We start from the raw sequence: 22966 nt of genomic DNA on the forward strand, positions 1-22966 counted from the left end.
GGGGCGGCGGGGGGCGAGGAACCGACGCCGGTCACGGAATGACCCGCGCCAGCACCTCCCGCGCGTACTCCTCGTCGTACGGCACCTCCGTGAGCAGCACCTGCAGACAGATCCCGTCCAGCAGCGCCACCAGCGCCCGTGCCGTGACCGCGTCCGTGCGCTGGGACAGACGGTCGGCGAGGTCATGTGCCCACTCGGCGGCGACCGGGCGCAGGGCGGGCCGGCGCAGGGCGGCGAGGTAGAGCTCGCACTCCAGCTCGACGCCGGTGCGGTCGCCCGCCAGCCACTCGCCCATCCCCCCGGCGAGCTCGGCGGCCAGATCGGTGTGCGGGTCCTCCAGGGCGCCGCGCGAGGCGATCACCTTGGCGAAGCCCTCGTTCGCCTGGCGCAGGGCGGCGACCAGCAGGTCGTCGAGGGTCTTGAAGTGGTACGTGGTCGAGCCGAGCGGTACATCCGCCTCGGCGGCCACGGTGCGGTGGCTCAGCCCGGCGATGCCCTTCTCCCCGACGACCCGGATCGCCGCGTCGATGATCCGCTGTCGTCGCTCGGGGTCGTAGCGCCGGGCCATCAGTGCGCACCTCCCAGGTTCAGCACGACCACGCCGACGATGATCAACGCGATGCCCGCGGCCTTGACGACGGTCATCCCCTCCCCCAGGAACAGGATCCCGATGGTGGCGATGGCCGCGGTGCCGACGCCGGCCCAGATCGCGTACGCCGTGCCCACGGAGACGGACTTCAGCGTCTGCGCGAGCAGCGTGAAGGAGACGAGGTAGCCGACGGCGGTCAGCAGTGACGGCCACAGCCTGCTGAAACCGTCGCTGTACTTCATGGCCGTGGTGGCGGCCACCTCGGCCGCTATGGCTCCGGCGAGCAGCAGGTATCCCATGTGTACGAGCGTACACAACGTTGCGTACGGCCGTACACAAAGGATTCGATCTGGACACGGCTCATTCCAAACAGCTGCTCCAACGCCCCTGCAGCCACTAGTGTTTCACCGTTCACATACCGGGCCTTCGCAGCCGCGGCTGTCGTCGCGTGACGCCGCTGGAGGTACAGCGCATGCCAGAAAACAAGCCCCGGCCGCCCCAGGACCAACCTTGGGAGAACGGCTGGGCCCCGGACACCTCGCGGGCGCCGGGAACGCGCCGTCTGTGGCTGGCGGGCATGATGGCGGTGGCGACGATCGTCGCGTGCGCCACGGCGATCGTCGTGACGGACCGTGCGCCTGACGGCGAGTCACGTTCCGCGCCGGCCGACGACAAGGCGTCGGTCCCCGGCCTGATCTCCTTCGCCACGCCCTCGGAGACGCCCCCGGAAGGCAAGAGCGGCCTGGCGACCGAGAAGCCGACCACCAGGGCGCCTCGCCAGCAGGACGCCGGCTCCCCCGAGCCCGCGCCGAAGCCGTCCAAGTCGGCTCCTCCCGGGGAGAGTTCACCGCCGAAGCCGCCGGCCACGACCTGGCGCTCCGTCCGCTCGGTCAACTACCCCGACCGTTACTGGCATGCGGGCGGCGACGCCGTGGCCCTGGACCAGGTCCGCGGCTCCGAGTCCCGCGAGGACTCCACCTTCAAGCAGATCAAGGGCCTCGCCGACCGCTCCTGCTACTCCTTCGTCACACAGGACGGCAGCTACCTCCGCCACCGCAGCTTCGTCCTGCGCCCCGAACGCAACGACGGCTCCGCACTGTTCGGGCAGGACACCACCTTCTGTCCCCGCGGCTCCTCCTACTCCGGCGCGGTCATGCTGGAGTCGGTCAACTACCCCGGCTACTTCCTGCGCCACAAGAACTTCGTCGTCCGCCTCGAACGCTTCGAGTACAGCTCCCTGTACCTGGCGGACTCGTCGTTCCGGCTGGTGGGCGGGCTGGCCTGAGCACTCAGGAGGAACGGCGCGCACAAAGAGGCACACAGAGAAGCGGCGGCACCCGGAAGGTGCCGCCGCTCTCACGTGTGCTCAGACGTTGAAGCCGAGCGCCCGAAGCTGCTCGCGGCCGTCGTCCGTGATCTTGTCCGGGCCCCACGGCGGCATCCACACCCAGTTGATGCGCAGCTCGCTGACGAGACCGTCCGTGGCGGACTTGGCCTGGTCCTCGATGACGTCCGTCAGCGGGCAGGCCGCCGACGTGAGCGTCATGTCGACCGTGGCCACGTTCGAGTCGTCGACGTGGATGCCGTAGATCAGGCCGAGGTTGACGACGTCGATGCCCAGCTCGGGGTCGACGACGTCCATCAGGGCCTCGCGGAGCTCCTCCTCCGAGGCCGGCTTCATCTCCACGGTGTCACTCATGCCGTCTTCCTTTCGGCGTCGGCTCCGCCCAGCACCTGGGCCGTCGCGTCCTTCCACGCCATCCAGCTCAGGAGGGCGCACTTGACCCGGGCCGGGTACTTGGAGACCCCGGCGAACGCGACCGCGTCCTCCAGGACCTCCTCCATCGCGTCGTCCGGCTCGATCTTCCCCTTGGACTGCATCAGCTCCAGGAAGGTCTCCTGGATCTTCCGCGCGTCGGAGAGGTCCTTGCCGACGAGGAGCTCGTTCAGTACGGACGCGCTCGCCTGGCTGATGGAACAGCCCTGGCCCTCGTACGAGACGTCCTCGATCTTTGTGCCGTCGTACTTCACACGCAGGGTGATCTCGTCGCCGCACGTCGGGTTCACGTGGTGCACCTCGGCGTCGCCATCCCTCAGACCACGCCCGTGCGGGTTCTTGTAGTGGTCCAGGATGACTTCCTGGTACATCGAATCCAGCTTCATGCGTCGCTCGTCCCGTCCCGTCAGCCGAAGAAGTTCCGTACGTGCTCCAGGCCGTCCACCAGAGCGTCGATCTCGGCCGGCGTGGAGTACAGATAGAACGACGCTCGCGTGGTCGCAGGAATTCCGTAGCGCAGGCAGACGGGGCGGGCGCAGTGGTGGCCGACCCGGACCGCGATGCCCTGCTCGTCGAGGACCTGGCCCACGTCGTGCGGGTGGATGTCGCCGAGCGTGAAGGAGATCGCGGCGCCGCGGTCCTCGGCCGTGGCCGGGCCGATGATCCTGAGGTCCGGGACCTCCCCGAGCCGCTTCACCGCGTACTCGGTGAGGGCGTGCTCATGGGCGAGGATCTTGTCCATGCCGATCGAGTTGAGGTAGTCGATCGCCGCGCCCAGGCCGATCGCCTGCGAGATCGGAGGCGTGCCCGCCTCGAACTTGTGCGGCGCCGGGGCGTAGGTCGAGGAGTGCATCGACACCGTCTCGATCATCTCGCCGCCGCCGAGGAACGGAGGCAGGTCCTCCAGCAGCTCCTGGCGGCCCCAGAGCACGCCGATGCCGGTCGGACCGCACATCTTGTGGCCGGTGAAGGCCACGAAGTCGGCCTGGAGGGACTGCACGTCCAGCGGCATGTGGGGCGCCGCCTGCGAGGCGTCGATGCAGACCAGGGCGCCGACCTCCTGCGCGCGGCGCACTATGGCCTCGACCGGGTTGAGCGTGCCCAGGATGTTGGACACCAGCACGAAGGAGACGATCTTCGTCTTCTCCGTGATGATCTCGTCGATGTTGGACAGGTCGAGGCGGCCGTCGTCGGTCAGGCCGAACCACTTCAGCTTCGCGCCCGTGCGCTGCGCGAGCAGCTGCCACGGCACGATGTTGGAGTGGTGCTCCATCTCCGTGATCACGATCTCGGTCTCGTGGTCCACCCGGTAGGGCTCGTCGGCCCAGCCGAGCATGTTGGCCACGAGGTTGAGCGACTCGGAGGCGTTCTTGGTGAAGATCACCTCGTCGCGCGAGGGCGCGTTGATGAACTCCGCGACCTTGTCGCGCGCGCCCTCGTACAGCGCCGTGGCCTCCTCGGCGAGGACGTGCACGCCACGGTGGACGTTGGCGTTGTGCTGCTCGTAGTACTCGGAGAGCACGTCGAGCACCTGGCGCGGCGTCTGCGAGGTCGCCGCGTTGTCCAGGTACACGAGCTTCTTGCCGTCGTGGACGACGCGGTCCAGGATCGGGAAGTCCTTGCGCAGCGCCTCGGTGTCGAGGAGGCCCGGCAGCTGTGTCACGCGGATGCGCCACCCTTCACGTACTTGTCGTAGCCCTCGGCCTCGAGCTGGTCCGCGAGCTCGGCTCCGCCGGACTCGGCGATACGGCCGTTCGCGAACACGTGCACGTGGTCGGGCTTGATGTAGCGCAGGATGCGCGTGTAGTGCGTGATCAGCAGGGTGCCGACCTCGCCGGTCTCGCGGACCCGGTTCACGCCCTCGGAGACGACGCGCAGGGCGTCGACGTCCAGGCCGGAGTCGGTCTCGTCGAGGATCGCGATCTTCGGCTTGAGCAGCTCCAGCTGAAGGATCTCGTGGCGCTTCTTCTCACCGCCGGAGAAGCCCTCGTTGACGTTGCGCTCGGCGAAGGAGGAGTCCATGTTGAGGCGCTCCATGGCCTCCTTGACCTCCTTCACCCAGGTGCGCAGCTTGGGGGCCTCGCCACGGATGGCGGTGGCGGAGGTGCGCAGGAAGTTGGAGACGGAGACGCCGGGGACCTCGACCGGGTACTGCATCGCCAGGAACAGGCCCGCGCGGGCGCGCTCGTCGACGGACATCTCCAGGACGTCCTCGCCGTCGAGGGTGACGGAGCCGGAAGTGATCGTGTACTTCGGGTGACCCGCCAGCGAGTAGGCGAGGGTCGACTTGCCCGAGCCGTTGGGGCCCATGATGGCGTGCGTCTCGCCCTGCTTCACGGTGAGGTCGACGCCCTTGAGGATCTCCTTCGTGGCGTTGTCGGCCTCGACGGTGACGTGCAGGTCGCGGATTTCAAGCGTTGCCATGGGTGCCTCAGGACTCCTGGTTGAGGGAGACGAGAACGTCGTCCCCTTCGATCTTTACGGGGTATACGGGGACGGGGCGCGTCGCGGGGAGGCCGGACGGCTTGCCGGTGCGCAGGTCGAAGCTGGAGCCGTGCAGCCAGCACTCGATCTGGCAGTCCTCCACCTCGCCCTCGGAGAGGGAGACGTTCGCGTGGGAGCAGATGTCGTAGATCGCGAACACCTCGCCCTCGGTCTGCACGACCGAGACCGGCGTGCCGTCGAGTTCCACCCGCTTCGGGGTGTCCTCCTCCAGCTCGCTCAGCCCACAGGCGCGTACGAAAGCCATCAGACCGTGGCCTCCAGCTCCTCGTCGATCTTCACGAGGAGGCGCTCTTCGATGTCGTCGACGCCGATCTGCTGGACGAGCTCGGCGAAGAAGCCACGGACGACCAGGCGACGGGCCTCGTCGGCCGGGATGCCGCGGGCCATCAGGTAGAAGAGCTGCTCGTCGTCGAAGCGGCCGGTCGCCGAGGCGTGGCCGGCGCCGACGATCTCGCCGGTCTCGATCTCCAGGTTCGGCACGGAGTCGACCCGGGCGCCGTCGGTCAGAACCAGGTTCCGGTTCATCTCGTAGGTGTCCGTGCCCTCGGCCTTGGCCTCGATCAGCACGTCGCCGATCCACACCGCGTGCGCGTCGTCGCCCTGGAGCGCGCCCTTGTAGGCGACGTTGGACTTGCAGTGCGGGGTGTTGTGGTCGACCAGGAGGCGGTGCTCCTGGTGCTGGCCGGCGTCCGTGAAGTAGAGGCCGAACAGCTCGGCCTCGCCGCCGGTGCCGGCGTAGGCGACACGCGGGTGCAGGCGTACGAGGTCGCCGCCGAAGGTGACCACGAACGACTTGAAGGTGGCGTCCCGGCCGATCAGCGCGTTGTGCTGGCCCACGTGCACGGCCTTGTCGTCCCAGTCCTGGACGGAGACGACGGTGAGCTTGGCGCCGTCGCCCAGGATGTAGTCGACGTTGGCGGCGAGCACCGCGTCACCGGTGTGGTCGATGACGACGACGGCCTCGGCGAAGGCTCCGAGCTCCACGACCTGGTGGCCGTAGGCGACCCCGCCCTCGCCGTGCACGGCGATACGGATCGGCTCGGTGAGGACCGTCTCCTTGGGGACGGTGATCACGCCGGCCTTCTCGAACGCCGAGTACGCCTGGGCGGCGACCCGGTCCACGGGCGTGCCCGCCTTGCCGAGGCGCGCGTCGTCGCGGCCGACGGTCTCGACGGTGACGCCCTCGGGGGCGGCGACGGTGACCTGGAGGCCGTCGCCGGTCGCCACGGCGGTGCCGTCGTGCAGCCCGCGCAGGCGCTCCAGCGGGGTGAACCGCCACTCCTCCTCGCGGCCGTGCGGGACCGGGAAGTCCGCCACGTCGAAGGACGGGGGCGCGCTCATGCGCGTGGCGACGGTCGACTCGGCGGCCACCGCGATCTGGCCCGCGGTGGTGGAGCCCACGGGGATGTTCTGAGCCTCAGCCATGGCTGTCGGTCTGCTCTCTTTCCTACGTCAGATTTCGCTAGCTGCTTGTACGGAGACCGGTCCTAGCCGACCGCGCCTTCCATCTGCAGCTCGATCAGCCGGTTGAGCTCGAGGGCGTACTCCATGGGCAGCTCCTTGGCGATCGGCTCGACGAAGCCGCGCACGATCATCGCCATCGCCTCGAACTCGCTCAGACCGCGGCTCATCAGGTAGAAGAGCTGGTCCTCGGAGACCTTGGAGACGGTCGCCTCGTGGCCCATGGACACGTCGTCCTCACGGACGTCCACGTAGGGGTACGTGTCGGAGCGGGAGATGGTGTCGACGAGCAGCGCGTCGCACAGCACGTTGGACTTCGAGCCGTGGGCGCCCTCGCCGATCTCGACCAGACCGCGGTACGAGGTACGGCCGCCACCACGTGCCACGGACTTCGACACGATGTTGGAGGAGGTGTTCGGCGCCATGTGGACCATCTTGGAGCCCGCGTCCTGGTGCTGCCCCTCGCCGGCGAAGGCGATGGAGAGGGTCTCGCCCTTGGCGTGCTCGCCCATCAGGTAGACGGCCGGGTACTTCATCGTCACCTTGGAGCCGATGTTGCCGTCGATCCACTCCATGGTCGCGCCCTCGTAGGCGACGGCGCGCTTGGTGACCAGGTTGTAGACGTTGTTCGACCAGTTCTGGATGGTCGTGTAGCGGCAGCGGGCGTTCTTCTTGACGATGATCTCGACGACCGCGGAGTGCAGCGAGTCCGACTTGTAGATCGGGGCCGTGCAACCCTCGACGTAGTGCACGTAGGCACCCTCGTCGACGATGATCAGGGTCCGCTCGAACTGGCCCATGTTCTCCGTGTTGATGCGGAAGTAGGCCTGGAGCGGGATCTCGACGTGGACGCCCGGCGGCACGTAGATGAAGGAGCCGCCCGACCACACGGCGGTGTTCAGCGACGCGAACTTGTTGTCGCCGACCGGGATGACGGTGCCGAAGTACTCCTTGAAGAGCTCCGGGTGCTCCTTCAGGGCCGTGTCGGTGTCCAGGAAGATGACGCCCTGCTCCTCCAGGTCCTCGCGGATCTGGTGGTAGACGACCTCGGACTCGTACTGGGCCGCGACACCGGCGACGAGGCGCTGCTTCTCCGCCTCGGGGATGCCGAGCTTGTCGTAGGTGTTCTTGATGTCCTCGGGCAGGTCCTCCCAGGACTCCGCCTGCTTCTCCGTGGAACGCACGAAGTACTTGATGTTGTCGAAGTCGATGCCGGAGAGGTCCGAGCCCCAGTTCGGCATGGGCTTCTTGTCGAACAGCCGCAGGCCCTTGAGACGGAGCTTGGTCATCCAGTCCGGCTCGTTCTTCTTCGCGGAGATGTCACGGACGACGTCCTCGCTCAGACCACGCTTCGCAGAGGCGCCGGCTTCGTCGGAGTCGGCCCAGCCGTATTCGTACTTGCCCAGGCCCTCGAGCTCAGGGTGGGCAGTCTCCTCGATGGGGAGAGTCATGCGGGGTTCCTCCCGGCCGTGCTTGCAGATGCGTTATGTGAGGTGTGGGAAATCTTTGGGATGAACGTCGTGCAGACGCCGTCGCCGTGCGCGATGGTCGCCAGTCGCTGGACGTGCGTTCCGAGCAGCTCGGCGAAGATCTCCGTCTCCGCCTCGCACAGCTGGGGGAACTGCTCCGCGACATGGGCGACCGGGCAGTGGTGCTGGCAGAGCTGCTCGCCTTTTTGAGGGAGGGGTGCGCTGCGCGCCGTAGCAGCGTACCCGTCGGCGCTCAGGGCCTTGGCCAGGGCTTCGGTGCGCTCGTCCGGGCTGACAGCCTCGATCGCCTTGCGGTACGCGCTCGCCTGGGCGGCGATCCGGGCCCGGGCGAAGGCGGCGACCGCCTCGCTCCCGCCCTCGCGCTCGGCGATCCACTTCAGGGCGTCCGCGGCCAGCTTGTCGTACGACTGGTCGAAGGCGTCGCGGCCGCAGTCGGTGAGCGCGAAGACCTTGGCGGGACGGCCACGCGTGCGCGTGCCGTACACCCGCTGTTCCCTGGCCTCCACGACATCGTCCGCGACCAGCGCGTCCAGATGCCTGCGTACGGCCGCCTGGGTGAGCCCCAGCCGGCCGGCCAGCTCGGCGACGGTCGACGGCCCGTGGTCCAGGATGGACCGCGCGACCCGGTTGCGCGTCGAACGCTCCCCGGTCGCGAACTCCTCCTGAGGGGCCCCCATGGGGGTCTCCCGAGCCTCGCCGACGTTTTTCACAACGCCATTGTTGCGTAATTCCTCAAGACCGGGCAAGCCGCGTCCGGCCGCCTCGACGGTGCGCTGCGTCACTTAGGCATACCTAATCTGACCTGCGGAAATGATCTTTGATCGATCAAATCGGTGGCGCCGCACGGACCCGTCCGGGACACTCCCGAAGCATGTCCACACCCCCTCCCACCGGCCCTCTTGTCACCCGGGGCACCCTCGTCGAGCAACTGCGCGAGCTGGGCGTCCAAAGGGGTGAAACCCTCCTCGTGCACTCCTCGCTCAGCTCGCTCGGCTGGGTCTGCGGAGGCCCCGTGGCGGTCGTCCGAGGTCTGCTCGACGCCCTCGGTCCGGACGGCACGCTCGTGGTCCCCACCCAGAGCGGCGATCTGTCCGACCCGGCGGTGTGGAGCAACCCGCCCGTGCCCGAGGAGTGGTGGGAGACGATCCGGGCCACCATGCCCGCGTACGACCCCCTGATCACGCCCACGCGCGGGGTCGGCGTCATCCCGGAGACCCTACGGACCTGGCCCGGCGCCCTGCGCAGTGCTCACCCGCAGACCTCGTTCGCAGCCGTCGGTCCGCGCGCGGCCGACGTTCTGGACGGCCATGCCCTCGACTGCCGGCTGGGTGAGCGCAGCCCGCTGGCGAGGCTGGAGGCACTCCACGCGCGCGTGCTGCTGCTCGGCGCCGGCTACGACGCCTGCACCAGCTTCCATCTGGCCGAGTACCGGATCCCGACGCCACTGGTGAGGGTGGGACGGCCGGGGCCCGCGGGCTGGGAGGTGGTCACCGAGGTGTCGATCAGCTCGGAGCGCTTCGACGAGCTGGGTCACGACTTCGAGCGGGACCGTCCGGTCGTCCGCGGAAAGGTGGGCGCGGCCGACGCACGGCTGTTCCCGGTGGCGGACGCGGTGGCGTACGCGGAGCGGTGGCTGGGGATACACCGGCCCCGCGCGGAGGAGATGTGAACCCGGCCGTTCGGGTTACCCGCCCCGTACCTAGACTCTGGAGCCATGCGAACTGAGCCCGTGCTCCAGGTCCAGGCCCTGGTGAAGCGGTACGGCGGCAAAACCGCGGTGGACGGCCTCGACCTGGTGGCCCGGGCCGGTGTCACCGCCGTACTCGGACCCAACGGCGCGGGCAAGACGACGACCGTGGAGACCTGCGAGGGATACCGGAAGCCGGACTCCGGCACGGTGCGCGTCCTGGGTCTCGACCCGGTGAGACAGTCCGGCGAGCTGCGGCCCCGGATCGGCGTGATGCTCCAGTCCGGCGGCGTCTACTCGGGCGCGCGGGCCGACGAGATGCTGCGCCATGTCGCCAGACTGCACGCGCATCCCCTGGACGTCGACGCCCTCGTCGAACGGCTCGGGCTGGACAGTTGCGGCCGGACCTCGTACCGCCGCCTCTCCGGCGGCCAGCAGCAGCGGCTCGCGCTCGCCATGGCCGTGGTCGGCCGTCCGGAGCTGGTGTTCCTCGACGAGCCCACCGCCGGCCTCGACCCGCAGGCCCGCCGGGCCACCTGGGACCTGATCCGGGACCTGCGCTCCGACGGCGTCTCCGTGATCCTCACCACCCACTACATGGACGAGGCCGAGCAGCTGGCCGACGACGTGGCGATCATCGACGCCGGCCGGGTCATCGCCCAGGGCTCCCCGGAGGAGCTGTGCCGGGGCGGCGCCGAGAACACCCTGCGCTTCACCGGCCGCCCCGGCCTCGACGTGGGGTCCCTGCTGAAGGCCCTGCCAGCCGACTGCACGGCCGCGGAGCTCACGCCGGGCTCGTACCGCGTCGTCGGCAAGGTCGACCCCCAGCTGCTCGCGACCGTGACGTCGTGGTGTGCGCAGCACGGGGTGATGCCGGACCGGATCTCGGTCGAACGGCACACCCTCGAAGACGTCTTCCTGGAGCTCACCGGTAAGGAGCTGCGCGCGTGACCGCCATCGGTACAGGTCCAGGTCCGGGTACGTACACCCCGAAGCCCGGCGCCGCCCCCCTCGCCCGCATGATCGCGGCGCAGGCGGCCCTGGAGACGAAGATGCTGCTGCGCAACGGCGAGCAGCTGCTGCTGACCGTCGTGATCCCCACCCTGCTGCTGGTCCTGTTCAGCTCGGTGGACATCGTCGACACGGGCTCCGGCGAGGCCGTCGACTTCCTGGCTCCCGGCATCCTCGCGCTCGCCGTGATGTCGACGGCGTTCACGGGGCAGGCCATCGCCACGGGCTTCGAGCGCCGGTACGGCGTGTTGAAGCGGCTGGCCTCCTCACCGCTGCCGCGCTCGGGCCTGATGACGGCGAAGACGGTGTCGGTGCTGGTCACCGAGGTGCTGCAGATCGTCCTGCTGACGGTGATCGCGTTCGCGCTGGGCTGGTCTCCGCACGGCAACCCGCTGGTCGTCCTGCTGCTCCTGGTCCTCGGCACGGCGGCCTTCTCCGGGCTGGGCCTGCTGATGGCCGGCACCCTCAAGGCGGAGGCGACCCTGGCCGCCGCCAACCTGGTCTTCCTGCTGCTGCTCGTCGGCGGCGGCGTGATCGTGCCGCTGGAGAAGTTCCCGTCCGGCGCGCAGGACGTGCTCGGTCTGCTCCCCATCTCGGCGCTCTCCGACGGACTGCGTGACGTGCTCCAGCACGGGGCCGGGACGCCGTGGGGCGACCTGGGGATCCTCGCCGTGTGGGCGGTCGCCGGGCTGGCGGCGGCCGGGCGCTGGTTCCGCTGGGAGTGACCCGGCAGGCGGGCCGAGCGGGACCCTCGTGAAAGCGTGCACAAGCGGCCGCCTACGATAGGGCGCGTGCCAAAGCTGACCCGCGCCGACGCCGTAGCGGCCGTGCGCAACCCGCTCGCCTTCATCGCCGCACGCTGGACCCCGACCCCGAGGACGGTCCAACGGGCGGCCCTCGCCGCACTCGTGATGTCGGTGGTCATCGTGGTCACCGGTGGGGCGGTGCGGCTCACCGGGTCCGGGCTCGGCTGCCCGACCTGGCCCAAGTGCACCGACGACTCGCTCACCGCGACCAGCGAGATGGGCCTGCACGGCGCCATCGAGTTCGGCAACCGCATGCTGACGTACGTGCTGTGCGCCGCCGTCGGCTGGGCGATCATCGCCGCGCGCTCGGAGAAGCCGCACCGGCGCGGTCTCACCCGGCTGGGCTGGGCCCAGTTCTGGATCGTGATGAGCAACGCCGTGCTCGGTGGCATCGTCGTCCTGGTCGGCCTGAACCCGTACACGGTCGCGGCCCACTTCGTGGCGACGTCCGCCCTGATCGCGGTCGCGACCGTGATGTGGCAGCGCACCCGGGAGGGCGACGCGGCACCCCGCCCGCTGGTCGGCAAGGCCGTGCAGCAGCTGGTGTGGGTCCTGGTCGGAGCCTCTGCCCTGCTGATCCTGGTCGGCACGGTGGTGACCGGCGCCGGACCGCACGCGGGCGACTCCAGCGAGGTCGAGCGGATGCCGGTCGACTGGGAGACGGTCACCAAGCTGCACGCCGTGCTGGCCTGGATCGTGGTCACGCTGACCTTCGCCCTGTGGTTCGTCCTCAAGGCGGTCGACGCCCCGAAGGGCCCGCTGAACCGGACCCGCGACCTCTTCCTGATCCTCCTCGCCCAGGGCGTCATCGGTTACGTCCAGTACTTCACGGACCTCCCTGAGATCCTGGTCGGTCTGCACATGTTCGGCTCGGCCGTGACCTGGATCGCGGTGCTGCGGGTGATGCTGGCCCTGCGGGAGCGGCCGCTCGACGAGACCGAGATCCCGGCCCCCGTGGCCGAGGCTGCGGTGGGCACGCGCGCGTGAGTCAGCCGAGGATGACGGCGTACACGCGCGTGAGTCAGCCGTACGCCGTCACCAGTTCGTCGATCGCCGGTCCCAGGTAGCCCCGCGTCAGCCCGGCCCTGCGTGCCGCCCACTCGTCGGTCGGCGGCGGCGCGGCGGCGTCGTAGCGGCGCCTGCGGATGTCCTCGACCACCTCGGCGGGTGCCCCGAGGCCGGGGAGCAGGTCCAGGGCCTCACGCTTGGAGATCAGGCGGCCGTCGCGTACGGTCACGCCCGCCCGGGCGAAGGTGATCATCCCGAGGTCGACCCATACGTCCCGGGTCCACAGCGGGGCGTTGTCGACGGCCGACCGCCAGAAGTCCCGCTGATCGCGTACGACGAAGTCGGCGAGCTCCCGGTCCGCCACCGGCGGCAGCAGACCGGCGGGCGCCCGCCCGTGCAGCACCCGGCCGAAGGCGTGCAGCTCGCGCCGGGTCACCGGGGTCACCGTCCGTTTGAACAGCTGCTGATGCGCCCAGGTGAGGTGACGCCGGTCGGTGTCGTCCACCGTGTCCGGCGTCAGATACGTGCAGTGCAGCAGCGCGGCGAGCGGCTCGGCCCGCAGCCTGGCGTGGAGCTTCGCCACCCGCCAGACGGCGCGGGGCGTCAGCGGGCCGTCCAGTACGGCGATCAGGTCCAGGTCGCTGCGGCCCTCCTGGTAGTCGCCGCCGGCGAGCGAGCCGTGCGCCCAGACGGCGACGGGGTTCAGGGCGGTCAGTTCGTGAAGGAAGCGATCGAGTAAGGCGTCAGTCGGCATCCGCCCAGTCTGTACAGCTCACTCGACGCCGTACACCCGTCTGGCGTTGCCCGCCGCCACCATCCCGGCCACCCGTTGCGCGTCCCCCAGGGACCACGCCCCCTCGGCGACCCACTCGCCGAGCACCCTGGCGAGGGCCTCGCGGAAGAGCCGGGCGCCGACCACGTGCAGCTCGGGCAGGCCTTGCGCCCCGCTGGAGAAGAGGATCTTGCCGAAGGGGGCCATTTCGAGGATCTCGGCGAGGATCGTGGCCGCGCGGGCGCCGGTGCGGATGAGGGCGGCGCCCGAGTCGGCGTAGACGTGCGGGAAGACGCCGGCCAGATGGGCGGCGTGGCGGTGGTACGGGTAGCCGTGCAGCAGGATCAGGTCGGTGCCGAGGCCGGCCGTGGCGCGGACGAAGTCCGTGAGCAGCACCGGGTCCGTGCGGTCGATGCGCAGCCCCGGCTCGCCCAGCCCGGCGTGCAGTTGCAGCGGCAGTCCCGACGCCACCGCGATCCACAGCAGGTGCCGGAGCAGCACCGGGTCGCTCAGCTCGCCGCCGACCCTGCGCGCGGCCAGCCAGCGCCCCGCCGCGCCCCGTACCTCTCCCGGTCCGGGTGGTTCGGGCGCGAGCGCGAGACCGTGCCGTACGCCCGCCACCGAGGTGAAGGCCACCGCGTTCGCGGCCGCTCCGTGCACCGACTCGGCGAGGTTGGCCAGGAAGGACTCGACGGTGCCGGAGGTGTCGGCGACCTGTTCGGCGAGGAGTTCGAGCCGCACGATCTCGTGGACCTCGGCGGACGCGGTGGACGCCATCTCCGGGGGGCCGGTGAGGTCGCCGGGCAGACCGGTGTCGATCAGATACGTCGTGATGCCGCTGCCCCGCAGCAGACGCCGGCCCGCCTCCAGTACGCCGAGTTCACGACGCCTGGCCAGATAGCGGGCGGGCGGGCAGTGCGGTTCCAGGCCGAGCAGCGGGGGGCACCAGCGGCGTACGGCGAAACCGGTCTGGGTGTCGAAGAGGGTCGTGCCGGGAGCCGGTGGGCCTTCGGTGCGGGCCAACTGGGCCTCGAAGGTGCCGAGGCCCAGCTCCGTCTTGAGCACCCCGTGGCAGTACTGGTCCACGAGGGACGGCGTTTCGATCATCCGGGCTCCCCGTTACTGGACCGTGTGCTTCTCACAGGTCCTAACGGGTGAACCGGGCATCAGGTGTTGGTGTCACACACCCCGTGCGAAACGCCGACAGGTCTCAGCCGTTGCTCGGTCCACCGACCTGGATGCCCGCCATACGGCTCCACTCGTACGGGCCGGTCTTCACCTTCGCCGCGAACTCGCCGTCGAACGCCTCGTGGACCGTCACACCGGCCTTCCCGACCGCCTGCTCGGCGATCTCGTACGACGGTGCCACGAGGTCGCCCCAGCCGCCGTCCTCACCGACGAGCACGATGCGGGCGCCGCGCTGTCCGATGTAAGCGACCTGGGCCTCGGCGCCACCGTGGGACTTCGCGAAGGCGTTGATCTGCTTGGCCAGCTTGGCCGCCCTGCGCCCGGCCTTCTGGTCAACCTGCTGCGTGTCTGCCATGGTCAGGATGCTACTCACGAGTAGATCAGCTGGCGAGAGCGGGGCCCTGTGACGTACGTCGGCACGGGAACGTGCGTCAGCGCAGGAACGGGTCCACCGCCACCGCCACGAACAGCAGCGACACATAGGTGATCGACCAGTGGAACAGGCGCATCTCCTTCAGCTTCCCGCCCGTCACCTCGGCCTTCGCGCGGTTCTGCAGCGCGTGCGCCTCCCACAGCCACCAGCCGCCCGCGGCCAGCGCGACCGCGGTGTAGAACCAGCCCGTGTAGCCGAGCGGCGTCAACAGCAGCGACACCGCCACCATCACCCAGCTGTAGATGACGATCTGCTTGGCGACGACCTTGTTGGAGGCGATGACGGGGAGCATGGGTACGCCCACGCGCGCGTAGTCCTCTTTCACCTTCATGGACAGCGGCCAGTAGTGCGGCGGCGTCCAGAAGAAGATGACCATGAAGAGGATGAGCGGCGCCCAGGTGAGGGAGTTCGTGACGGCCGTCCAGCCGATCAGTACTGGCATGCAGCCCGCGATGCCGCCCCACACGATGTTCTGCGAGGTACGCCGCTTGAGGATCATCGTGTAGACGACGACATAGAAGAGGAGTGCGCCGAGAGACAGCCAGGCGCTCAGCCAGTTCACCGTCAGGCCGAACAGCAGCGTGGAGGCGATGGCCAGCGTGATGCCGAAGGCCAGGCACTCGCGCGGGCTGACCATGCCGGTGACCAGTGGGCGCTGCGAGGTGCGGTCCATGAGCGCGTCGATGTCGCGGTCGATGTACATGTTCAGCGCGTTGGCGCCGCCCGCGGAAAGGTAGCCGCCGATGCAGGTGAGCAGCACCAGACCGAGGTCGGGCACGCCCTGCTCGGCCAGGAACATCACCGGAACGGTGGTGATGAGCAGCAGCTCGATGATCCGCGGCTTGGTAAGCGCCACGAACCCCATGACCCGGGCCCTGACCGGCCGCCGGCTCGGGCTCTGGCTCGTCCCGATAATCCCCGCTGGACGGGATTCAACGGCCGTCACGCACACCCCTGACAGAGACATCCCAGCGAGCCTCCCCGTGTGAAGTCCCGGTAAAGGCTCGCGCGTACCACGCCACTGTAGACGTTGCCCAGACCCGGACATTCGCGGGGGTGGGGTCGTGTTGGAGGGCACCGTCCGACGGGCGCGCCGAAGCTCGATTGAGCACCCGGATGAGCGGCTGCGTATTCACTTGCCGAATGCGGAACGACCCGGTCGGGAGGCACATCCCGACGACTCCCGGCAGTCTGGAATGACTCGAAAAAGCGCACGTACTTCCGGGGGTAGGCTCGACAACGGCCGGCCGACGCCGAGAACGCCGGCAGCCGGTGGGCGTGTGCCCGTGACACCGGCAACCGACATGTGGAGAGGAGCCCTGACCCAGGGTGAGCACCAAGCCGACCACCACAGACCTCGAGTGGACCGAGTTGGACCAGCGGGCCGTGGACACCGCCCGCGTCCTGGCCGCCGACGCCGTACAGAAGGTCGGTAACGGCCATCCGGGTACGGCGATGAGCCTGGCGCCTGCCGCCTACACCCTCTTCCAGAAGGTGATGCGGCACGACCCGGCGGACGCCGACTGGGTCGGGCGCGACCGCTTCGTGCTGTCCGCCGGCCATTCGTCCCTGACCCTCTACACCCAGCTGTACCTGGCCGGCTTCGGCCTGGAGCTGGACGACCTGAAGGCGTTCCGCACCTGGGGTTCGAAGACCCCCGGCCACCCGGAGTACGGCCACACCACGGGCGTCGAGACGACGACCGGTCCGCTGGGGCAGGGTGTCGCCAACGCCGTCGGCATGGCGATGGCCGCCCGCTACGAGCGCGGTCTGTTCGACCCGGAGGCCGCCGAGGGCACCTCCCCCTTCGACCACTTCGTCTACGTCATCGCCGGTGACGGCTGCCTCCAGGAGGGCATCTCCGCGGAGGCGTCCTCGCTGGCCGGGCACCAGAAGCTGGGCAACCTGGTCCTGCTGTGGGACGACAACCACATCTCGATCGAGGGCGACACCGAGACAGCCGTCTCCGAGGACACGCCCAAGCGGTACGAGGCGTACGGCTGGCATGTCCAGCGGGTCGAGCCGCAGGCCAACGGCGACCTCGACCCGGCCGCCATCTACGACGCGATCCAGAAGGCCAAGGCGGTCACGGACAAGCCGTCCTTCATCGCGATGCGCTCGATCATCGCCTGGCCCGCCCCGAACGCGCAGAACACCGAGGCCGCCCACGGCTCGGCGCTCGGCGACGACGAGGTCGCGGCCACCAAGCGCGTCCTCGGCTTCGACCCGGAGCAGACCTTCGAGGTCGCGAGCGAGGTCATCGAGCACACCCGGGGTGCCCTGGAGCGCGGCCAGGCGGCCCGTGCCGTGTGGGAGAAGTCCTTCCAGCAGTGGCGGGACAACAACCCCGAGCGCGCGGCCGAGTTCGACCGGATCAGCAAGGGTGAGCTGCCCACCGGCTGGGAGGAGAAGGTCCCGGTCTTCGAGCCCGGCAAGGGTGTCGCCACGCGTGCCGCGTCCGGCAAGATCCTCCAGGCGCTGGGTGCGGTGATCCCGGAGCTGTGGGGCGGCTCGGCCGACCTGGCGGGCTCGAACAACACGACGATCGACAAGACGTCGTCGTTCCTCCCGGCGGACAACCCGCTTGCGGAAGCCGACCCCTACGGGCGCACGATCCACTTCGGTATCCGTGAGCACTCCATGGCCGCGGAGATGAACGGGATCGCCCTGCACGGCAACACCCGTATCTACGGCGGCACGTTCCTCGTCTTCTCCGACTACATGCGCAACGCCGTACGGCTGTCGGCGCTGATGCACCTGCCGGTGACGTACGTGTGGACGCACGACTCCATCGGTCTCGGCGAGGACGGCCCCACCCACCAGCCCGTCGAGCACCTGGCGTCCCTGCGCGCGATCCCCGGGTTGAACGTGGTGCGTCCGGCGGACGCCAACGAGACCGCGATCGCCTGGCGCGAGATCCTCAGGCGCTGGACGAAGGAGTTCGGCAAGGGCGCCCCGCACGGCCTGGCGCTGACCCGTCAGGGTGTGCCGACGTACGAGTCCAACGAGGACGCCGCGCGCGGTGGTTACGTGCTGTTCGAGGCCGAGGGCGGCGAGCCGCAGGTCGTGCTGATCGCGACCGGGTCCGAGGTGCACGTGGCCGTCGAGGCGCGTGAGCAGCTCCAGGCCGGCGGGGTGCCGACGCGGGTCGTGTCGATGCCGTCCGTGGAGTGGTTCGAGGAGCAGGACCAGGCCTACCGGGACAGCGTTCTGCCGCCGGCTGTCAAGGCGCGGGTCGCGGTCGAGGCCGGGATCGGTCTCACCTGGCACAAGTACGTCGGGGACGCGGGTCGCATCGTTTCCCTGGAGCACTTCGGTGCTTCGGCCGACGGCAAGGTCCTCTTCCGGGAGTACGGCTTCACTGCCGACAACGTGGCTGCCGTCGCGCGGGAATCCCTCGCCGCGGCCCAGCGCTGACGCTGATATACGAGACGTAGGAGTTTGATTTTCCATGACAGACGCACTCAAGCGCCTCTCCGAGGAGGGCGTGGCGATCTGGCTGGACGACCTGTCGCGCCAGCGCATCACGTCCGGCAATCTCGCCGAGCTGATCGACCAGCAGCACGTCGTGGGTGTCACGACCAACCCGTCGATCTTCCAGAAGGCGATCAGCGGCGGTGACGGCTACGAGCAGCAGGTCGCCGACCTCGCCGCCCGCAAGGTCACCGTCGAAGAGGCCATCCGCATGATCACCACGGCGGACGTCCGGGACGCCGCCGACATCCTGCGCCCGGTGTTCGACGCCACCGGCGGCCAGGACGGCCGCGTGTCGATCGAGGTCGACCCGCGCCTGGCTCACAACACCCGGGCGACCGTCGCCGAGGCCAAGCAGCTGGCCTGGCTCGTCGACCGCCCGAACACCCTGATCAAGATCCCGGCCACCCAGGCGGGCCTGCCCGCGATCACCGAGGTCATCGGCCTCGGCATCAGCGTCAACGTCACGCTGATCTTCTCGCTGGAGCGCTACCGCGAGGTCATGAACGCCTACCTCGCGGGCCTGGAGAAGGCCAAGGCCAGGGGCCTGGACCTGTCCAAGATCCAGTCCGTGGCGTCCTTCTTCGTCTCCCGCGTCGACACCGAGATCGACAAGCGGATCGACGCGCTCGGCACCGACGCGGCCAAGGCCGCCCGCGGCAAGGCGGGCGTGGCCAACGCGCGGCTCGCCTACCAGGCGTACGAAGAGGTCTTCGCCTCCGACCGCTGGAGCGCACTGGAGAACGCCGGCGCCAACAAACAGCGCCCCCTGTGGGCCTCGACCGGCGTCAAGGACAAGGCCTACAAGCCGACCCTGTACGTCGACGACCTGGTCGCGCCGAACACGGTCAACACCATGCCGGAGGCCACCCTGGAGGCCACCGAGGCCCAGGGCGAGATCACCGGCAACACCATCGCGGGCACCTACCAGCAGGCGCGCGCCGACCTGGACGCGGTGGAGGCGCTCGGCATCTCGTACGACGAGGTGGTGCAACTGCTGGAGGACGAGGGCGTGGAGAAGTTCGAGGCGTCCTGGAACGACCTGCTCAAGTCGACCGAGGCGGAGCTGGAACGCCTCGCCCCCTCGGAGGGCTGATCCCTTGCCACCCTTTACCGTCACGGAAGCGAACCCGCTTCGTGACGCCGCCGACCGACGGCTCCCGCGTATCGCGGGGCCGTCGGGCCTGGTGATTTTCGGCGTTACGGGCGATTTGTCACGTAAGAAGCTGATGCCGGCGGTTTATGACCTCGCGAACCGGGGTCTGCTGCCGCCGGGTTTCTCGCTGGTCGGCTTCGCCCGCCGCGAGTGGGCCCACGAGGACTTCGCCCAGGAGGTCCACGACGCGGTCAAGGAGCACGCCCGCACCCCCTTCCGTGAGGAGGTCTGGCAGCAGCTCATCCAGGGCATGCGCTTCGTGCAGGGCACCTTCGACGACGACGACGCCTTCGAGCGGCTGCGCGGCACCATCGAGGAGCTGGACAAGGCCCAGGGCACGGGCGGCAACTTCGCCTTCTACCTCTCGGTGCCGCCGCGCTCCTTCCCGGTGGTCATCCAGCAGCTGAAGAAGCACGGCCTCGCCGACCAGACGCCCAGTTCCTGGCGCCGCGCGGTCATCGAGAAGCCCTTCGGACACGACCTGGCCTCCGCCGAGGAGCTCAACAAGGTCGTCCACGAGGTCTTCGCCCCGGACCAGGTCTTCCGGATCGACCACTACCTGGGCAAGGAGACCGTCCAGAACATCCTGGCGCTCAGGTTCGCCAACACGATGTTCGAGCCGATCTGGAACCGGTCCTTCGTGGACCATGTGCAGATCACCATGGCCGAGGACATCGGCATCGGCGGCCGGGCCGGCTACTACGACGGCATCGGCGCCGCCAGGGACGTCATCCAGAACCACCTGCTCCAGCTGATGGCGCTCACCGCGATGGAGGAGCCCGCCTCCTTCGACGCGGACGCGCTGGCGGCGGAGAAGACCAAGGTGCTCGGTGCCGTCCGGCTGCCGAAGGACCTGGGCCGGGACACGGTGTTCGGGCAGTACGCGGCCGGCTGGCAGGGCGGCGAGAAGGCGGTCGGGTACCTCCAGGAGGAGGGCATCGACGCCAACTCGAAGACCGACACGTACGCCGCGATCCGGCTGGGCATCGACAACCGCCGCTGGGCGGGCGTCCCCTTCTATCTGCGCACCGGAAAGCGCCTCGGCCGCCGCGTCACCGAGATCGCGGTCGTCTTCCAGCGTGCCCCGCACTCCCCCTTCGACCACACGGCGACGGAGGAGCTCGGCAAGAACGCGATCGTCATCCGCGTCCAGCCGGACGAGGGCGTCACGGTCCGCTTCGGTTCGAAGGTGCCGGGCACCTCGATGGAGATCCGGGACGTGTCGATGGACTTCGCCTACGGCGAGTCGTTCACCGAGTCCTCGCCCGAGGCGTACGAGCGCCTGATCCTGGACGTGCTGCTCGGCGACTCGAACCTCTTCCCGCGCACCGAGGAGGTCGAGCTGTCCTGGAAGATCCTCGACCCGATCGAGGAGTACTGGGACCAGCACGGCAGGCCCGCCCAGTACCCGGCCGGTACCTGGGGCCCCGTCGAGGCGGACGAAATGCTCGAGCGAGACGGACGGAGCTGGCGCCGGCCATGAAGATAGACCTGACCGACACCACGGCCAGCAAGATCAACAAGGCGCTGGTGCAGGGCCGTCGGGCCATCGGCACGCCGGCCGTCGGCATGGTGCTCACGCTGGTCATCGTGACGGACGAGGAGAACGCCTACGACGCGCTGAAGGCCGCCAACGACGCCTCGCACGAGCACCCCTCGCGCACGCTGGTGGTCATCAAGCGCGTCTCGCGTTCACCCCGCGACCGTACGCAGTCCCGGCTGGACGCCGAGGTGCGGGTGGGCGCGGACGCGGGCAGCGGCGAGACCGTGGTGCTGCGGCTGTACGGCGAGGTGTCCGACCACGCGCAGTCGGTGGTCCTGCCGCTCCTCCTGCCGGACGCCCCGGTGGTGGTCTGGTGGCCGGTGAACGCCCCGCTCGACCCGGCGAAGGACCCGCTGGGCGCGCTGGCCCAGCGCCGGGTGACGGACACGTACGCCTCGGAGCAGCCGGTACGCGAGCTGTCGGCGCGCTCGCAGACCTATACGCCGGGCGACACCGACCTGTCCTGGACCCGGATCACGCCGTGGCGCTCGATGCTCGCGGCGGCTCTGGACCAGGTGGTCTGCGAGGTGAAGGCCGTCGAGGTGGAGGGCGAGGAGTTCAACCCGAGCTGTGAGCTGCTGGCGATGTGGCTCGCGGACCGGCTGGACGTCCCCGTCAAGCGGTCGCTGTCGTCGGGCCCCGGTCTGACGGCGGTCCGGATGGACACCGACTGCGGCCCGATCACGCTGGACCGCGCGGACGGTTCCCTGGCGACCCTCTCCATCCAGGGCCAGCCGGACCGTGCGGTGGCGCTGAAGCGGCGCGAGACGGCCGAGCTGATCGCGGAGGAACTGCGGCGGCTCGACCCGGACGACACGTACGCGTCGGCGCTGCGGTTCGGGGTGGAGCGGCTGAACTCCGGGCTCGTATCGGCGGTTCGGGGCGCGGAGGCGGCCGAGGCGGCGGTGGCGAAGGCCGTGCAGGCCGTGGCGCTGGCCGAGGCCGCTGTGGCCAGGGCGGAGGAATCGCCTGCGGACGTGGCCGAGGCCGAGGAGCCGGACGCGGGCGAGGCCGGGGAGGGAGCGCCGGCCAAAGGAGCAGTCGTCGGAACGCCCGCCGAGATCGCTGCGAAAGCAGCCGGGGCATCCGCGTCCGCGAAGGAGTCGAAGGAAGCGAAGGCGCAGGAACCGGTGACGAAGGCGGCGGCGAAGTGAGTACTCCGCAGCTGGTCGTGCACCGCGACAAGGAACTGATGGCACAGGCCGCGGCGGCCCGTCTCATCACGAAGATCGTGGACGCGCAGGCCTCCCGGGGCAGCGCGTCCGTGGTCCTCACGGGTGGCCGCAACGGCAACGGCCTCCTCGCCGCGCTCGCGGCCGCACCCGCGAGGGACGCGATCGACTGGGGCCGGCTGGACCTGTGGTGGGGCGACGAACGCTTCCTCCCCGAGGGAGATCCGGAGCGCAACGTCACGCAGGCCCGCGAGGCCCTGCTGGACTCCGTGCCGCTGGATCCGAAGCGGGTGCACGCCATGCCGGCGTCGGACGGGCCGTTCGGCGCGGATGTGGAGGCGGCGGCTTCCTCGTACGCGGAGGAGTTGGCGCGGGCGGCGGGCCCCGAGAACCACGGCTCCGTCCCCACCTTCGACGTCCTGATGCTGGGCGTGGGTCCCGACACGCACGTGGCCTCGCTCTTCCCCGAACTCCCCGCGGTACGGGAGACGGACCGCACCGTCGTCGGCGTCCACGGCGCGCCGAAGCCGCCGCCGACCCGGGTGACGCTCACGCTCCCCGCGATCCGGGCGGCGCGGGAGGTGTGGCTGCTGGCGGCCGGCGAGGACAAGGCGCGGGCGGCCGCGATCGCCCTCTCGGGGGCGGGGGAGATCCAGGCGCCGGCCGCCGGGGCGTACGGACGTGCCCGGACCCTGTGGTTGCTGGACGCGGCGGCGGCATCGCAGCTGCCGCGGTCGCTGTATCCGCCGGCGTCGGCGTGAACGGGTAGGGGCAGCGGGCGGTTTGTTTCCGCCCCCGCCGCCCCTACCCGTCCCATCCTTCTGGGGCTCCGCCCCAGACCCCGCTCCTCAAACGCCGGAGGGGCTGGATTTGCCGGGCCGGGGCTGGATCTTT

The 22966-nt window shown here is 69.7% G+C and carries 24 protein-coding genes; 10 read left to right on the forward strand and 14 right to left on the reverse strand.

The features are described from left to right. Positions 1-31 precede the first annotated feature (31 nt). Both ACZ4UU_RS00805 and ACZ4UU_RS00810 read right to left on the reverse strand, forming a co-directional pair. Positions 32-568: a TetR/AcrR family transcriptional regulator gene (locus ACZ4UU_RS00805; RefSeq protein ID WP_468035677.1), complete on the reverse strand. Its 537-nt coding sequence runs from the start codon at positions 566-568 to the stop codon at positions 32-34. Continuing rightward, positions 568-888, reverse strand: coding sequence for a DMT family transporter (locus ACZ4UU_RS00810; RefSeq protein ID WP_468035679.1), 321 nt, complete (start codon positions 886-888; stop codon positions 568-570). The genes ACZ4UU_RS00805 and ACZ4UU_RS00810 overlap by 1 nt, the downstream gene beginning before the upstream one ends. A 173-nt stretch (positions 889-1061) precedes the next feature. On the opposite strand from ACZ4UU_RS00810, the gene ACZ4UU_RS00815 reads away from it, so the two are divergent. Then, the gene (locus ACZ4UU_RS00815; protein WP_468035681.1) at positions 1062-1874 is read left to right on the forward strand and encodes an AbfB domain-containing protein; all 813 of its coding nucleotides are present in this window, start codon (positions 1062-1064) and stop codon (positions 1872-1874) included. Positions 1875-1955: 81 nt separating this feature from the next. On the opposite strand, the gene ACZ4UU_RS00820 is transcribed toward ACZ4UU_RS00815, so the two are convergent. The 8 genes from ACZ4UU_RS00820 to ACZ4UU_RS00855 form a co-directional block, all read right to left on the reverse strand. Further along, positions 1956-2288 carry a metal-sulfur cluster assembly factor gene (locus tag ACZ4UU_RS00820; protein WP_004002168.1) on the reverse strand — a complete coding sequence of 111 codons (333 nt, stop codon included), beginning with the start codon at positions 2286-2288 and terminating at the stop codon, positions 1956-1958. Next, positions 2285-2752 (reverse strand): Fe-S cluster assembly sulfur transfer protein SufU, encoded by a 468-nt coding sequence (gene sufU, locus ACZ4UU_RS00825; protein WP_019756812.1) that lies wholly within the window; start codon positions 2750-2752, stop codon positions 2285-2287. The genes ACZ4UU_RS00820 and sufU overlap by 4 nt, the downstream gene beginning before the upstream one ends. Before the next feature lie 20 nt (positions 2753-2772). Then, a complete protein-coding gene (locus ACZ4UU_RS00830) occupies positions 2773-4029 on the reverse strand; it encodes a cysteine desulfurase (RefSeq protein WP_468035684.1) in 1257 nt (418 codons plus the stop codon). After that, positions 4026-4790 (reverse strand): Fe-S cluster assembly ATPase SufC, encoded by a 765-nt coding sequence (sufC, locus tag ACZ4UU_RS00835; protein WP_468035686.1) that lies wholly within the window; start codon positions 4788-4790, stop codon positions 4026-4028. Before sufC ends, ACZ4UU_RS00830 begins: the two co-directional genes overlap by 4 nt. A gap of 7 nt (positions 4791-4797) precedes the next feature. Next, positions 4798-5115, reverse strand: coding sequence for a non-heme iron oxygenase ferredoxin subunit (locus ACZ4UU_RS00840; RefSeq protein WP_234764573.1), 318 nt, complete (start codon positions 5113-5115; stop codon positions 4798-4800). Then, positions 5115-6296 (reverse strand): Fe-S cluster assembly protein SufD, encoded by a 1182-nt coding sequence (gene sufD / locus ACZ4UU_RS00845; RefSeq protein WP_468035688.1) that lies wholly within the window; start codon positions 6294-6296, stop codon positions 5115-5117. Before sufD ends, ACZ4UU_RS00840 begins: the two co-directional genes overlap by 1 nt. A 62-nt stretch (positions 6297-6358) precedes the next feature. Further along, positions 6359-7783, reverse strand: a complete 1425-nt coding sequence (gene sufB / locus ACZ4UU_RS00850) for a Fe-S cluster assembly protein SufB (RefSeq protein ID WP_062719203.1) — start codon at positions 7781-7783, stop codon at positions 6359-6361. Further along, positions 7780-8532, reverse strand: coding sequence for a helix-turn-helix transcriptional regulator (locus ACZ4UU_RS00855; RefSeq protein WP_468035690.1), 753 nt, complete (start codon positions 8530-8532; stop codon positions 7780-7782). The genes sufB and ACZ4UU_RS00855 overlap by 4 nt, the downstream gene beginning before the upstream one ends. 161 nt (positions 8533-8693) lie before the next feature. Here ACZ4UU_RS00855 and ACZ4UU_RS00860 point away from each other — a divergent pair, with 161 nt between their 5' ends. From ACZ4UU_RS00860 to ACZ4UU_RS00875, 4 genes are all read left to right on the forward strand, one after another. Next, the gene (locus ACZ4UU_RS00860; RefSeq protein WP_468035692.1) at positions 8694-9491 is read left to right on the forward strand and encodes an AAC(3) family N-acetyltransferase; all 798 of its coding nucleotides are present in this window, start codon (positions 8694-8696) and stop codon (positions 9489-9491) included. A gap of 45 nt (positions 9492-9536) precedes the next feature. After that, a complete protein-coding gene (locus ACZ4UU_RS00865) occupies positions 9537-10460 on the forward strand; it encodes an ABC transporter ATP-binding protein (protein ID WP_468035694.1) in 924 nt (307 codons plus the stop codon). Positions 10461-10528: 68 nt separating this feature from the next. Next, positions 10529-11245, forward strand: a complete 717-nt coding sequence (locus ACZ4UU_RS00870; protein ID WP_468036387.1) for an ABC transporter permease — start codon at positions 10529-10531, stop codon at positions 11243-11245. A gap of 66 nt (positions 11246-11311) precedes the next feature. Continuing rightward, a complete protein-coding gene (locus tag ACZ4UU_RS00875; RefSeq protein ID WP_468035696.1) occupies positions 11312-12313 on the forward strand; it encodes a COX15/CtaA family protein in 1002 nt (333 codons plus the stop codon). Positions 12314-12347: 34 nt separating this feature from the next. On the opposite strand, the gene ACZ4UU_RS00880 is transcribed toward ACZ4UU_RS00875, so the two are convergent. From ACZ4UU_RS00880 to ACZ4UU_RS00895, 4 genes are all read right to left on the reverse strand, one after another. After that, on the reverse strand, positions 12348-13088 hold the full coding sequence (locus tag ACZ4UU_RS00880; RefSeq protein WP_468035698.1) for a nucleotidyltransferase domain-containing protein: 741 nt from the start codon (positions 13086-13088) through the stop codon (positions 12348-12350). Between the two features lie 18 nt (positions 13089-13106). Continuing rightward, on the reverse strand, positions 13107-14213 hold the full coding sequence (locus ACZ4UU_RS00885) for an amidohydrolase family protein (RefSeq protein WP_468035699.1): 1107 nt from the start codon (positions 14211-14213) through the stop codon (positions 13107-13109). 103 nt (positions 14214-14316) lie between these two features. Beyond that, on the reverse strand, positions 14317-14649 hold the full coding sequence (locus ACZ4UU_RS00890; protein ID WP_468035701.1) for a hypothetical protein: 333 nt from the start codon (positions 14647-14649) through the stop codon (positions 14317-14319). A 76-nt stretch (positions 14650-14725) separates the two neighbouring features. Beyond that, entirely contained in the window at positions 14726-15694 is a 969-nt protein-coding gene (locus tag ACZ4UU_RS00895) for a heme o synthase (RefSeq protein ID WP_468035703.1), read from the reverse strand. A 362-nt stretch (positions 15695-16056) separates the two neighbouring features. On the opposite strand from ACZ4UU_RS00895, the gene tkt reads away from it, so the two are divergent. From tkt to pgl, 5 genes are read left to right on the forward strand one after another with little or no spacing between them, the layout of a single operon-like run. Next, positions 16057-18144, forward strand: coding sequence for a transketolase (gene tkt / locus ACZ4UU_RS00900; protein WP_468035705.1), 2088 nt, complete (start codon positions 16057-16059; stop codon positions 18142-18144). A gap of 34 nt (positions 18145-18178) precedes the next feature. After that, entirely contained in the window at positions 18179-19297 is a 1119-nt protein-coding gene (gene tal / locus ACZ4UU_RS00905) for a transaldolase (protein WP_468035707.1), read from the forward strand. A 4-nt stretch (positions 19298-19301) separates the two neighbouring features. After that, positions 19302-20840, forward strand: a complete 1539-nt coding sequence (zwf, locus tag ACZ4UU_RS00910; protein WP_468035709.1) for a glucose-6-phosphate dehydrogenase — start codon at positions 19302-19304, stop codon at positions 20838-20840. Further along, positions 20837-22054 carry a glucose-6-phosphate dehydrogenase assembly protein OpcA gene (opcA, locus tag ACZ4UU_RS00915; protein ID WP_468035710.1) on the forward strand — a complete coding sequence of 406 codons (1218 nt, stop codon included), beginning with the start codon at positions 20837-20839 and terminating at the stop codon, positions 22052-22054. Before zwf ends, opcA begins: the two co-directional genes overlap by 4 nt. Further along, positions 22051-22833, forward strand: coding sequence for a 6-phosphogluconolactonase (gene pgl / locus ACZ4UU_RS00920; RefSeq protein ID WP_468035712.1), 783 nt, complete (start codon positions 22051-22053; stop codon positions 22831-22833). The genes opcA and pgl overlap by 4 nt, the downstream gene beginning before the upstream one ends. The last annotated feature ends 133 nt before the right edge of the window (positions 22834-22966 follow it).

The organism is Streptomyces sp. NPDC028907, from assembly GCF_055564995.1.

Bases quoted from the DNA above. Each gene is read 5' to 3' on its own strand.
- ACZ4UU_RS00805 (WP_468035677.1), bottom strand. From the start codon at position 568: ATGGCCCGGCGCTACGACCCCGAGCGACGACAGCGGATCATCGACGCG.
- ACZ4UU_RS00810 (WP_468035679.1), bottom strand. From the start codon at position 888: ATGGGATACCTGCTGCTCGCCGGAGCCATAGCGGCCGAGGTGGCCGCC.
- ACZ4UU_RS00815 (WP_468035681.1), top strand. From the start codon at position 1,062: ATGCCAGAAAACAAGCCCCGGCCGCCCCAGGACCAACCTTGGGAGAAC.
- ACZ4UU_RS00820 (WP_004002168.1), bottom strand. From the start codon at position 2,288: ATGAGTGACACCGTGGAGATGAAGCCGGCCTCGGAGGAGGAGCTCCGC.
- sufU (WP_019756812.1), bottom strand. From the start codon at position 2,752: ATGAAGCTGGATTCGATGTACCAGGAAGTCATCCTGGACCACTACAAG.
- sufC (WP_468035686.1), bottom strand. From the start codon at position 4,790: ATGGCAACGCTTGAAATCCGCGACCTGCACGTCACCGTCGAGGCCGAC.
- ACZ4UU_RS00840 (WP_234764573.1), bottom strand. From the start codon at position 5,115: ATGGCTTTCGTACGCGCCTGTGGGCTGAGCGAGCTGGAGGAGGACACC.
- sufD (WP_468035688.1), bottom strand. From the start codon at position 6,296: ATGGCTGAGGCTCAGAACATCCCCGTGGGCTCCACCACCGCGGGCCAG.
- sufB (WP_062719203.1), bottom strand. From the start codon at position 7,783: ATGACTCTCCCCATCGAGGAGACTGCCCACCCTGAGCTCGAGGGCCTG.
- ACZ4UU_RS00860 (WP_468035692.1), top strand. From the start codon at position 8,694: ATGTCCACACCCCCTCCCACCGGCCCTCTTGTCACCCGGGGCACCCTC.
- ACZ4UU_RS00865 (WP_468035694.1), top strand. From the start codon at position 9,537: ATGCGAACTGAGCCCGTGCTCCAGGTCCAGGCCCTGGTGAAGCGGTAC.
- ACZ4UU_RS00870 (WP_468036387.1), top strand. From the start codon at position 10,529: ATGATCGCGGCGCAGGCGGCCCTGGAGACGAAGATGCTGCTGCGCAAC.
- ACZ4UU_RS00880 (WP_468035698.1), bottom strand. From the start codon at position 13,088: ATGCCGACTGACGCCTTACTCGATCGCTTCCTTCACGAACTGACCGCC.
- ACZ4UU_RS00885 (WP_468035699.1), bottom strand. From the start codon at position 14,213: ATGATCGAAACGCCGTCCCTCGTGGACCAGTACTGCCACGGGGTGCTC.
- ACZ4UU_RS00890 (WP_468035701.1), bottom strand. From the start codon at position 14,649: ATGGCAGACACGCAGCAGGTTGACCAGAAGGCCGGGCGCAGGGCGGCC.
- ACZ4UU_RS00895 (WP_468035703.1), bottom strand. From the start codon at position 15,694: ATGTCTCTGTCAGGGGTGTGCGTGACGGCCGTTGAATCCCGTCCAGCG.
- tal (WP_468035707.1), top strand. From the start codon at position 18,179: ATGACAGACGCACTCAAGCGCCTCTCCGAGGAGGGCGTGGCGATCTGG.
- opcA (WP_468035710.1), top strand. From the start codon at position 20,837: ATGAAGATAGACCTGACCGACACCACGGCCAGCAAGATCAACAAGGCG.